Annotated in this window: 6 protein-coding genes; all 6 read right to left on the bottom strand. The window is 38.1% G+C overall.

Translation table 11 applies throughout. The features are described 5' to 3' along the window. Nucleotides 1-170: 170 nt before the first annotated feature. Complete coding sequence (locus OCU56_RS13240; RefSeq protein ID WP_261875222.1) at nt 171-2,027, bottom strand: hypothetical protein; 1,857 nt, start codon at nt 2,025-2,027, stop codon at nt 171-173. Nucleotides 2,028-2,112: 85 nt separating this feature from the next. Next, nucleotides 2,113-2,868: an oligogalacturonate-specific porin KdgM family protein gene (locus OCU56_RS13235; protein WP_261875221.1), complete on the bottom strand. Its 756-nt coding sequence runs from the start codon at nt 2,866-2,868 to the stop codon at nt 2,113-2,115. A 956-nt stretch (nt 2,869-3,824) separates the two neighbouring features. Next, on the bottom strand, nt 3,825-5,615 hold the full coding sequence (locus OCU56_RS13230) for a hypothetical protein (protein WP_261875220.1): 1,791 nt from the start codon (nt 5,613-5,615) through the stop codon (nt 3,825-3,827). 258 nt (nt 5,616-5,873) lie between these two features. After that, nucleotides 5,874-7,472 (bottom strand): hypothetical protein, encoded by a 1,599-nt coding sequence (locus tag OCU56_RS13225; protein WP_261875219.1) that lies wholly within the window; start codon nt 7,470-7,472, stop codon nt 5,874-5,876. Between the two features lie 418 nt (nt 7,473-7,890). Beyond that, entirely contained in the window at nt 7,891-9,504 is a 1,614-nt protein-coding gene (locus OCU56_RS13220; protein WP_261875218.1) for a hypothetical protein, read from the bottom strand. 255 nt (nt 9,505-9,759) lie between these two features. After that, nucleotides 9,760-13,428, bottom strand: coding sequence for a hypothetical protein (locus OCU56_RS13215; protein WP_261875217.1), 3,669 nt, complete (start codon nt 13,426-13,428; stop codon nt 9,760-9,762). Nucleotides 13,429-13,623: the final 195 nt, after the last annotated feature.

Here is a 13,623-nt window from a genome sequence, read left to right as displayed (position 1 = left end):
ATTGTCGATATCCATTTTCAAGCATACCATCAAATATTAATCCTTCTGGTACGTCAATAATGTACAAGTAAAAATCTTTTAATTTACTGATTTTCAGAACATTAACTTTAACATCAGCATAAAAAAACCGGCTATATAAGCCGGCTTTGTCGTTAGATAATCAAACTAGATTAGAACAAATCAGAACCTAGGTTATCAACATATGAATAAGTACCAACAGAACTGTTATCACCAGCATAGATCGCCACTAAAGTTGGAGCACCATCTACATTTTCAGCAACCAACGGAACTTCAACATCATTATCCATATACGAAGTATAATCTTGACCATCAATTGTTACTGTAATATCAGTACCAACCCAAGATACAGTTACATCAACCCAAGTATCTTGCTCGTAATCAGCAACAGCTTTTTGACTGCCACTTTCATTTCTAAATTTGACTTCAGAAGACCCAAATACAATTTCAGTGAATCGGGTACTAGAAGAACCTGTTGCCGAATGACCTAAGTAAATGTAAGAAGACTTCACATAACCTGCATCAGGAATATAAAAAGAAGCTGATACAGAACCACTGTCGGCTGCACCATCTTTAAAGGTACGAGAAACAACAGGTTTTGAGGTAGCAGAAGCATCAGAGATAAGTAGAGAATTAGAGCCTGATGCAGCAAAATCATCGCTGATCTTAGCAACATTGCCTTCAGCATTGCTTAATACATAACTAGCGTTAGCTGCATCAATTTGAGCACCAACCGTGTACGAATCGAAGTTATCTACTGAAGAAACTTCACCGCCGCCGTTGTCTTCCTCACCGCCGTTGTCTTCTTCACCAGCGCCACCGTTATCTTCTTCGCCAGAACCATTGTCATCTTCTGAACCAGAATCATCATCCGCGGCACCCGTTAATTTCAACACTACAACTTCATTTGAGTTAGTGTTGTATGGGGCACCTGAAAGGTTATGACCGTCAGCATAACTTTCGAAGTTATCTTCAAATACAAGCTCTTCATCTGTACCAGTTACATTGAAAATCTTGAAGTTATCTGCAAGTAGCTCAAAATGAGTCGTGTTGCTGTTATCACCCATTTTAACGGCAATAACTTGTACAGCGGCATTTTCCATAGCGTAAGGGAAAGGTCCGTAAGACGTACCATTAATATCGAATGAATACTCATCGTTTTCACCCCATACTAGTTCAACTGAAAGCTCTTCACCTAATGTATATGTACCGATAGAGTCAGATAACTGAGGCTTACCGTCTTCAACATTGTTTGTGCGGTAGAAAACTTCACCGTCATTAAGAACTAGCTCACCATATAGGTTCGCATTACCAGTGCCTGTCGCATAAAGAGAGATGTATGCGTTGTTACCACTAGTATCTTCCGCTTGCTCAGTATCAGCATGCTTTTGGTAAGTTAAATCAATTGTAATTTTACCTTGAGCAATAGAATCAACAGCAATACCCGTAGAACCATCAGCTAATTTAACACGTAGCTCACCTGTATCGGTGGTCGTTGTATCAATGATTTGAGCAACGTTATTAACACCTGAAGCAGAGTTTGCAGCTTCAACTGCCGCTTTAATATCCGCATTGTCAGATTGATCAGTACCCGTCAGGTCACCATCGTTTGTGCCTGAAATAGTGAGAGCGCCATCAGCAGAAACCGCAAAAGTAGCCGTTTCTTCAGATGAATTACCGTCAGCATCATAGTAATGGAATGTCAGGTTACCATCTTCATCTTCTGAGTATGATTTTTCTTCGATAACGTAAGTACCAAAGCTATTATCATCGTTGTAGTATTTTTGATTTGTACCATCAAAAACATAAATATTAGGTAGATCAGTAGATTGTGTCGCAGCAGTAGAAGATGCAGCAGCAAGCTCCCAATATGTATTTTGTAGAGCTGAAGGGGGTGTTGCTGGTATTACTGGTTCTGAAGGTTTATTTTCTGAACCTACATCGAAATCACAACCAAATAGAAGACCAGTAGATAGAGCTACTGCAATCGCAGACTTAGAAATTTTCATATTTTCTCTCTTAATGTTTCATTACGTTACTAGCTGAATGAGTCTGAGCACAGGCTCATTCAGCAGTTTTATTATTTATATTTTTTTAGAAGTAATATTTAAGGCCAAGACGGGTTCTTAGCTGACGGTCACTGCTTGTTGAACCGCTAGTTTTAACATTCCAAAGTTCCATGAAAGGACGGAAGTTACCCATTTGATAACCTACGATAAGACCTGCATCCCAACCCCAGTTGTTGTTGTTTTCAATGCGAACATCTTCGTAGTTGTGGTTATAGTTTGCTTCGTAGCTTAGCTTAAGGTCTTTCAAGCTTTCTTGAGAAAACTTGTATGAACCTGTAAGAGTCACTTTACCTTGTTGGAAAGTTTTACCTGCACGTAGTAGTGAACCACCATCCACAGTAGTCGATGAACCTTCTTTACTACTTGTGTACGTTTGGAACTCATGACGGTAACGAAGAGCGGTAGTTAAACCAAAGCTAGATTTGTAACCCACGCGGAACTGAGGCTTATATGTAGTTCTTTCGTCAGAGAAAGTAATTGGCATACCAGGTTGTAGGTACCAGTTTTTAGTTAGATCGTAACGCACACCCCAATCAAACTCAGAATCACCACGCTCCATTTCGTACCAAAAATCACCTTTATCATCGCTGTTAAATTTTTGCTCAGCGCTAAAGTAAACCTTAGTTTTATCTGCAGCTTTTACTGATGTACCGATTTTAATACGGTGCTGATACTCTTTATCTTCATGCTTATATTCAGCACGGTAGTCAATAGAACCTGCGCTCACCGAACCTGCGAAAACTGTAGCAACTACTGCTAATGCAATTTTACTTTTATTCATGGTGTTTTTACCTTTTTTTCCATACGGGTATTTGAATTAATGTATGACAAATATTTTAGTGTAACCGTCAGTTACAAACTGTGATGCATGTACAAAAAGTTGCGTAGGCGCAGTGCGCGTATAAAAAGTGAGTATTAGATCTCGATTTTAGGGTGTTGACAGTGGCCGTTTCTTGCTTTTTTTATATTTTATTGCTTAAATTTTCGGTTTTTTTATGTTTTTTCCTATTTGCAATAAGATGATTGTCTTATTTAACACACAAACACCTCATATTTCATGGCACAAGCTCATTTGTTTGTTGCCTTTTCTAAACGTCAAATCTATAAAATTCGCTCAAACAAGAGCCTTAGATGCAGCGATTTAAAGCCAGATGGCGATTTACCTAGGTATAAAGAGAATAAAGAGACAAAAGCATAAACAGACAGGCGTCTAGTGTGTGTCCCATTAGCTTTCACATCTGGTTAAAGATATGGTGTGTGTCCTCTTAACGATAGGCGATAAAGGCGGGCTGTTGTGGGGTACAAGTTTTTGGTGTTTTTTAGATTAGGCAAATGCAAATAATGTCGCTCTCGGAAACGTTATAGATGCATGAATCAAAGAGAAAGTGTTAACCAATGTCTGCTTTTACTATGTAAATAGAAGTATCAGCATTGCATGTGCAGGTTTTTTGGTAGTGACGAATTAAGCAAGAAACTTGGACGTGGATAACGAAGAGATTTCATTAAGATTAGCGTCAAAAGAGCAATCATCGTAAAATATGGGCATTTCATAGCAAATGGACACGTTTGTGATTCACTTTTAGTGAGGCTTGTATAGCATCTTATTTCCGAGGCTGTAACAGATTCTGTCTGTCTGAATTTCGCAATAACAACACTGCCCCTCTCAAGTAAAGGGTCGACGTTCAAAGTTGAGCGATAAGGTCAGCCATTAAGCTAACCTTATCTATTTAGGAAATTCTACTTATAGTAATAGAATAATTTCGAGGATCTCACATTATCAATGTAAACTCGGTTTCCTATACCACTGTTAGTTCCAGTTTGAATACTAAATTGTGTTGGGAGTGACTTTTCAAAACCGCGATCAATGGCAAATGTCAATACATTAGTCGTATCAGGATAAGCAGTCCCATCAACCGTTACACTTAAATGACTAGTATCATCCCATTTCAAGCCAATATTATGCCAAGTATCACGGGTAATCTTTGTAATGAGAATTCTACTACTGCTCCCTACCATATATAGCTCATCGCCAATTTGTTCTACCGAAAGATATGCAGCGTTAGTGTAATGGTTTAAATTAAAATAAGTAGGGTCTTGGTTAGTTGAAGGTATAAACGCAGAAAATCCTACAGAACCAGACGACGCTGCTTCTCCTTCTTTGAACTCTAAAGCAATATTAGTTGTCGTTGAAGGACTATAATCTTGGATCAATAACGAGTGAGACCCTGTATGCGCAGTCGCTTTAGTTATAGTGAAACTTTGTTCTTTTGCTAACGAATTATCAAAAGTGAAAGCATGCCAGTGTGAACTCAATGTAGATGATTCAAAATCATCGGCTAGATCACCATCTTTAATAGCCTTTGTATTCGATATTGGATGCACCTCTGGTTGAGGTGGGATAGGTGCTCTTACTGGTGCTGGAATTTTTACATCCTTAACATCAATCACCACTGCTTCATTAGAGTATTTGCTATATTTACTCCAAGCATCATCCGTAGCTGCAAGTGAAGTGCCTGCATCAGTACTATCAAACCTATCACCAAAGATCAATTTGGTATTATCACCTAAACCTTGATACACCATAAAGTTATCCAAGATGACTTGATCTTGGGTAGTTTCATTAGTGCTGCCTAGCTTCAAAGCAACAGCAACAACAGGATCACTCTTAATTACTGAGTCAATAAGTTGTGAGCCATCAATTGAAACACTCTTACTAGGGTCTGTTTTATCATCTACTTTGAATGAATAGGTGCCATTTGTCCATGACACTTCTAGTAACACATCATGACCGAGAACATGCTCACCAATCTTAGTCTTAGTCCCCTCAGTAGTACGGTACAAAATAGGTGCGGTTTCACCCGTTTTACCGCCTGATAATATAATTTCCCCAAACAGATCTTTATCGCTACCTGTAGGTTGTGTGTATAAATCAACACTTAGAGCATTATTCTTATCATTGCCATCGATAGAAATTTGGTGCAAATCGACCGTAAATTTACCATCGGCAATAGAAGTTACAGAAGTTGCTTCTGCAAACACGACACGAATCTCACCTCTATCATGAGTATCGGTATCGGTAATTTGAACTACATGATTTTCTGTGGAAACTCCAACTTCTGAAGCCTGAACTTTTTGAGTCTGACCTTGAGGTTCTTGAGCTTTAGTTTCTGGTGTCTTGGTTTCTGGTGTCTTGGTTTCTGGTGTCTTAGTTTCAGGTGCCTTAGTTTCAGGTGTCTTGGTTTCAGGTGTCTTGGTTTCCGGCGCCTTGGTTTCAGGTACTTTAGTTTCAGTAGTGTTAACTACAGGTGTCTTAACTTCTGGGGTCTTAACTAAGGGAGCATTAACTATGGGTGTCTTAATTGCTTTATTATTAGTTTCAGCAGTGTTAACTACAGGTGTCTTGAGTTCTGAGGCCTTTATTGCTGATTGTGCGGCAGAGGTAGCAGGGGTAGTTGAATGATGTTCATTAGAATTACATGCAGTTAATACAGCCAAAGCTAAAGGTATCATCAAAAATTTTGATTTCATAATATATCCATTATATTAGATAGGGAACTATATCTCTCTGACACTTTATTATTTAAATAAAAACAGAGATAACTTTATATTATTACTATACGCTTCTCGGCATTTAACCTTAAAAACTTATCATATATATTTTGCGGTCAAGCAGATAAATGAACATAACAGTAAAACTATGTTTTCATTTTTGAATTATATGATTAGAAAATTAAAAATAAAAAGGCCGGAGAAAACTCCGGCCATATCAGTTAAATTATCAAACGATTAGAATAAATCAGATTTGACATTATCAAAGTATGCTAGGTTAGCATCACCCTTAGTATCACCGGTGTAAAGTCCCAACTCTGTTGGAACTGTATCAGTATATCCAGTAAGAGTTTGATCCTTATCTTTAACAATCTCGGTGCCATCTAAGCTGATAGTATATTTATTAGATTCAGTCCAAGAAATTTTAAATGTATGCCATGCATCAAGAGTCAGATGCTCCTCAATAACCTCATCATCTGCACTTTTTGTATGAGCAATAACTAATTTTTGGGCTTCTTGTTTAATTTCAATGTATCTATCTTTATTACTAGAACTCTTACCTATTTTAATATAAGTGAACTTTTCGTTAGCTGCTGGGAAAAAGGCATCAAGCGATACAGAACCACTAGTCGCATCAGATTTGAATGGTAACGCAACGTATGGTTTGCCCGTTGTACTATTATCTTTTAATAGTAATGATTTTTCACTTCCACTCGCCACTTGGTCTTTGGAAATAATAGCGGTTAATCCAGTTTTACTGGCATCCGGAACTTTCCAGTCACCACCAACCGTATCACCAACGGCATAGGATTCAAAGTCATCGCCACCTGCGGATGCGTGTGTTGATGGAGTGACCACTGGTTGAGTAGGTGCTGTTACTGGTGTAGGTTGCGCACTTCCATCAAGGTGAAACGCGACATTGTCAATATAAACGTTATTACCCGTACCCGTTTCTGAACCTGTTTTAATCAGCAATTGCGATGGATAGACCCTTTTAACAAACATATCAATCATGATAATGCTCTCAACCTTGGAAACTCCATCAACGGTTGTTGTGAACTTTCCGTCTGTATCCCACTTCATACTAATAGTATGCCATGCATCATGTGTAACTTGCCCAACTAGCTTACGCCCATCTTTCCCTTCCAGGTAGAGATCTTCATCTTCTAAGTGAAGCTTATAGTAAGCAGGGTTCGTGGTATCACTTAAAACAAAAAAAGTATCATCATCATTAGAACTTGGTATTAACGTTTCAAACGATACTGACCCCTCCTTAATCTTTTGATCTTTAAATAGAAGCGCAACCTGCGTCTCTTCTGTTGTACTGTTGTCTTTTATCAATAATGACTGAGTGGTATTAGTGCCTTTAGCTGGAGTTAGATTCATTGCATCAGAACCACCAGAGTATTTCACCCAACTTTCACTAATTGTGGATGATTCTAGATCATCACTCAGTGTGCCATGAATTACAGGTTTCGGTGCTACAACTTTAACTGGCTCAGTTTTTGGTGTTTCTGTTTTCGGTGTTTCTGTTTTTATAGCTTCTGTTTTTGGTGCTTCTGTTTTTGGTGCTTCTGTTTTTGGTGCTTCTGTTTTTGGTGCTTCTGTTTTTGGTGTTTCTGTTTTTGGTGTTTCAACTTTCGTTGGTTGAGTCACTGGCGCTTTGGTTTCAGGTGCTTTGGCTTCAGGTGCTTTCGCTTCTGGGGCTTTGGCTTCAGGGGCTTTTATTGCTGATTTTGCTGCAGCAGTAACAGGGGTAGTTGAATGATGTTCATTAGAATGACATGCGGTTAGTACAGCTAAAGCTAAGGGTATCATCAAAAATTTCGTTTTCATAATATATCCATTATATTAAATAGAGAATAGTATCCCCTGACACTTTTATTATTGAAATAAAAATGGAGATAACGTTACATTATTACAATACGCTTCTCAGGTTTAACCTTAAAAAACATATTATGTGAATTTTGCAGTCAAGCAGATTAATAACAATAAATCTATGTTTTCACATATAATACCAATCGTACTAAATTACTGACCATTCTAGATTGTTAAAATACTCGATAACTGCGTTAGAACTTTTGATTGCAGAATCACTACTTATCGAAAAAATCCACCATATTTTCATGCATTTTTCCTGCGCCATTGCTAATCAATTACTTAGTGTGATTGATATAACTTAACTTATATGATTTAAACTAAACAAAAAAAGGCCGGAGAAAACTCCGGCCATATCAGTTAAATTATCAAACGATTAGAATAAATCAGATTTGACATTATCAAAGTATGCTAGGTTAGCATCACCCTTAGTATCACCGGTGTAAAGTCCCAACTCTGTTGGAACTGTATCAGTATATCCAGTAAGAGTTTGATCCTTATCTTTAACAATCTCGGTGCCATCTAAGCTGATAGTATATTTATTAGATTCAGTCCAAGAAATTTTAAATGTATGCCATGCATCAAGAGTCAGATGTTCCTCAATAACCTCATCATCTGCACCTTTTGTATGAGCAATAACTAATTTTTGGGCTTCTTGTTTAATTTCAATGTATCTATCTTTATTACTAGAACTCTTACCTATTTTAATATAAGTGAACTTTTCGTTAGCTGCTGGGAAAAAGGCATCAAGCGATACAGAACCACTAGTCGCATCAGATTTGAATGGTAACGCAACGTATGGTTTGCCCGTTGTACTATTATCTTTTAATAGTAATGATTTTTCACTTCCACTCGCCACTTGGTCTTTAGAAATAATAGCGGTTAATCCAGTTTTACTGGCATCAGGAACTTTCCAGTCACCACCAACCGTATCACCAACAGCATAGGATTCAAAATCATCGCCACCTGCGGATGCATGTGTTGATGGAGTTACCACTGGTTGAGTAGGTGCTTTTACTGGTGTAGGTTGCGCACTTCCATCAAGGTTGAACAAGACATTATCAATGTAAACGTTATTACCCGTACCCGTTTCTGAACCTGTTTTAATAAGCAATTGCGATGGTGCTACTCTTTTAACAAACTTGTCAATTGTGAATATATGAACAGTCGTGGATGTTCCATCAACAGTTGTCGTATAAAATGGTCCATCAAATTTCAGGCTAATTGTATGCCATTTATCACGCGAAACATGCCCAACGAGCTTATTACCATTATTCCCTTCAATATAGAGATCTTCATCCTTTAAGTGAAGCGTATAAAAACCAGGGTTAGTGGTATCACTTAAAACAAAATAGGTGTCATCATCATTAGAACTTGGTATTAACGTATCAAAGGTGACTGTACCAGTCTCAACATTTTGGTCTTTAAATAGTAAGGCAACATGCGTCTCTTCTGTTGAACTGCTGTCTTTTATCAATAATGACTGAGTGCTATTAGTGCCTTTAGCTGGAGTTAGACCCATTGCATCAGAGCCACCAGTGTACTTCACCCAACTTTCACTAATTGTGGATGATTCTAGATCATCACTCAGTGTGCCATGAATTACCGGTTTCGGTGCTGCAACTTTAACTGGTTCAGTTTTAGGTGCTTCAGTTTTAGGTGCTTCAGTTTTAGGTGCTTCAGTTTTAGGTGCTTCTGTTTTAGGTGCTTCTGTTTTAGGTGCTTCTGTTTTAGGTGCTTCTGTTTTAGGTGTGTCAACTTTCGTTGGTTGAGTCACTGGGGCTTTGGCTTCAGGGGCTTTGGCTTCTGGGGCTTTAGCTTCTGGGGCTTTGGCTTCTGGAGCTTTAGCTTCTGGAGCTTTAGTTACTGCCGTTTTAGTTACTGCTGTTTTAGCTGCTGCAGTAACAGCCGTTGTTGAATGATTATCATTGGAATGACATGCAGTTAATACAGCCAAGGCTAAAGGTATCATCAAAAATTTAGTTTTCATAAAATTTCCATAAATTTAAACAAATAAACAAATAAACAAATAGATAAACAAATAAACATTCCCAAACATTTATCTAAGCATAAATGATGGGGAAACTTAAATTAATATTGAATATATATTATTTATAATAATACTCTAAATATTATCAAAAACAATAAAATAATAAAATAATATAGACATTAGTCAATATTAAACTTTGAGATAAAAAAGGCCGAAGAAAACTTCGGCCTTATATATAGATTAAATGATCAACCGTTAGAATAGATCAGATTTAACATTATCAAAGTATGCTACGTTACCTGTTCCACTATTAAAGCCGGTGTATAATCCTAACTCAGTCGGAACTACATTACCATAGCCAGTAGCATTTTGGTCGGCGTCTTTAACAATCTCAGTACCATCTAAGGTAATAGTATATGTATGAGATTCAGTCCAGGTGATATTAAACGTATGCCAAGTATCAAGAGTCAGGTTTTCATAAATAACCACATCCTTTTTACTATCTGTATGAGCAACAAGTAATTTTTGGGCTTCTTGTTTAATTTCAATGTATCTGTCTTTATTATCAGAACTCTTACCGATTTTAATATAAGTGTAGTCTGCATTAGCTGATGGGAAAAATGCATCAAGCGATACAGACCCACTAGCCGTATTAGATTCCACGAATGGTAATGATACATATGGTTTACCCGATGTACTATTATCTTTTAATACTAATGCTTTTTCACTTCCATTAGTTACCTCATCAGTAACAATCGCGACCTTTCCAGTTTGACTTGCATCAGGAGCGTTCCATTGACCACCAACCGTATCACCAATGGCATAGGACTCAAAATCATCACCAGAAATAGCAACTGCTGTTGTTGGTTCAGTTACTGCGGGTGCTTGAGTTTGCTCTTCACCTTCAAGTTTGAATGCAACATTATCAATGTAAACTTCATCATCTGTATTAGCTATAGCACCTGCTATAACCGTAAATTGTGATGGGTTTTGGCCGACAGGCTGTATGACGAATATAGGTGCAGTAACTGGTGTTGCTCCATCAACTACCGTAATCAAATTATTAAAATCCCATTGCATACTAATTGTGTGCCATGCATTACGTGTAAAATCTGCAACTTTTTGGCTTGTGTTATCTCCTTCAACGAATAGCTCTTCACCTTTTAGATGAAGCTTAAAGGCTGCATCCCCAGTACCTGTATTTAAGACAAAATAAGTGTCCTCACTGTTAGTATCTGGAACGAAAGTATCAAACGTTACAGTGCCATCTTTAACACTTGCTTTTTTAAATAGTAAGCTAACCGTAGCTTTCGCAGATGCACTCGTGTCTTTTATTAATAATGAATGAGAACCCGTTTTTGCATGCTTATCACTTAAGCTACAGCAAGTTGCCTCACCCGTATAAGCCTTCCAAGAAGCGTTAATTTTAGCCCCTTCCATATTATCGCCAAACACACCACTAGATGTAACTGGTTCAGTTACTTTATGTGTTACTAGTTCAGTTACTGCGGGTGTAGGTGTTACTGGTGCAGTTACTGCAGGTGTAGGTGTTACTGGTGCAGTTACTGCAGGTGTAGGTGTTACTGGTGCAGTTGCTGCAGGTGCTTCAAATAGATCAGATTTAACATTATCAAAATATGCTACGTTACCCGCGGCTTTAGAATCACCCGTATACAATCTCAACTCAGTCGGAATGATACCAGTATATCCAGTGGCAGTTTGGTCAGCATCTTTTACAAGATCAGTACCATCTAAGGTAATAGTATATGTATTAGATTCAGTCCAAGTGATTTTAAACGTATGCCAAGCATCAAGAGTCAATGTGGCTTTGAGTGTTTCATCATGTTTATCTTTATGAGCAATAAGTAATTTTGTACCATCTTGTTTTATTTCAAGATATCTGTCGTCATTAGCACTGCCCTTACCGATTTTAATATAAGTGAATTTTTTATTATCTGCTGGGAAGAATGCATCAACAGAGACAGAACCACTTTTTGCTTCAGATACGAATGGCAATGTTGCATAAGGTTTAGCTTTTGCTTCTAAATCTTTTAATACTAATGATTTAGAGCCTCCATTAGCTTTCTCATCAGTAATAGTGGCGCTCATTCCAGTTTCACTTGCACTAGGCGCTTTCCAATGACCACCAACTACATCACCAACGTTATAGGATTCAAAATCATCACCCGCTATATTATCACTAACCGCTGGTGTCGTTGGTGTCGTTGGTGCCGTTACTGCTGGTGTCGTTGGTGCTGTTACTGCTGGCGCTTGTACATGCACATCACCTTCACCTTCAAGTTGGAATGCGACATTATCAAGATAAACTTCATCACCGGTATTGGCTGTATCACCTACCATAACGGTAAATTGCGATGGATTAGTTTTAGCAAAAGATCCAATTTTGTACAATAATGCCGTAACAGAATGTCCATCAAGAGTTATAACGTACTTAGTAAAATCCCATTCAATACTAACCGCATGCCACGCATCACGAGAGAATTTACCTACATTTACAGTACTGTCTGGTCCTTCCAAAATCAGATCATCACCCTTTAAGTGGAGCTTAACATTTGGAAGACCTTCACCCTCATTTAAAAGAAAATACGCGTCCTTAGTATTAGTATTAGGAACGTACGCATCAAACGCTACAGTGCCTTCCTTCGCATGTGCCTTTTTAAATTGTAAAGCCACAGTAGCATTCCCTGCAGCGCTAACATCTTTTATTAATAATGACTTAGAACCCGTATTCGCATGCTTATCACTTAAGCTACAGCAAGTTGCATCACCACTATAAGCCATCCAATACTTGCTAAATTTTTCCCCTTCAAAATTATCGCCAAGCACGCCAACAGGTTCCGCTGGTGCCGCTTTAGCTGGTGCTGGTGTTGAAGTATCTGGTGTTGAAGTTCCAGGTGTTGCTGGCGTTGATGTGCCTGGTACAGATGCTTTAGGCAGGGTTTTTCCATCAAGGTTGAATGCGACATTATCAATGTAAACGTTATTACCCGTACCCGTTTCTGAACCTGTTTTAATAAGCAATTGCGATGGATCTACTCTGTTAACAAACTGGTCAAGAGTGAAAATCATAACAGTTGTCGGTTTTCCACCATCGACAGATGTAGTATAGTTTCCACTAAAATGGTCCCATTTCATTGAAATGGTATGCCATTTATCACGCGAAACATGCCCAACGAGCTTACTACCATGATTCCCTTCCAGATAGAGATCTTCATCCTTTAAGTGAAGCGTATAAAAACCAGGGTTAGTGGTATCACTTAAAACAAAATAGGTGTCATCATCATTAGAACTTGGTATTAACGTATCAAAGGTGACTGTACCATTCTTAACTTTTTGATCTTTAAATAGTAATGCAACATGCGTCTCATCTGTTGTACTGCTGTCTTTTATCAATAATGACTGAGTACCACCGTTAGCTTTAGCAGTAGTTAAACCCATTGCATCAGAACCACCAGAGTATTTCACCCAACTTTCACTCAGTGTAGATGACTCTAAATCATCACCAAGCACGCCATTGATGACAGGTTTCGGTGGGGCAACTTTAGCTGGTGCAGTTTTTGGCGCTTCAGTTTTTGGCGCTTCAGTTTTTGGGGCTGCTGTTTTTGGCGCTTCTGTTTTTGGGGCTGCTGTTTTTGGTGTGTCAACTTTCGTTGGTTGAGTCACTGGTGCTTTAGCTTCTGGTGCTTTTGCTTCTGGTGCTTTAGCTTCTGGTGCTTTTGCTTCTGGTGCTTTAGCTTCTGGCGCTTTAGCTTCTGGCGCTTTAGCTTCAGGGGCTTTAGCTTCAGGGGCTTTTATTGCTGATTTTGCTGCAGTAGTAGCAGGCGTGGTCGAATGATTATCATTGGAATGACATGCAGTTAATACAGCCAAGGCTAGGGGTATCATCAAAAATTTTGTTTTCATAATATATCCATTCTATGAGACACGTTAATTAGATAGAGACAAACAAATATCCCTACTATTTTTATTAGTAATTATTATTTAATATAAATATGATTAATCTTTATAGTAATACTTAAAATATAACACCTCGCACTTATTAAAATTATTACATATGAATAACAAATCTAGGTTGCACATAATAGAATTTAGATTTGA

The sequence above is a fragment of the Vibrio rarus genome (genome assembly GCF_024347075.1).
GTDB lineage: Bacteria > Pseudomonadota > Gammaproteobacteria > Enterobacterales > Vibrionaceae > Vibrio > Vibrio rarus.
This window is presented reverse-complemented; position numbering and strand designations above follow the sequence as displayed.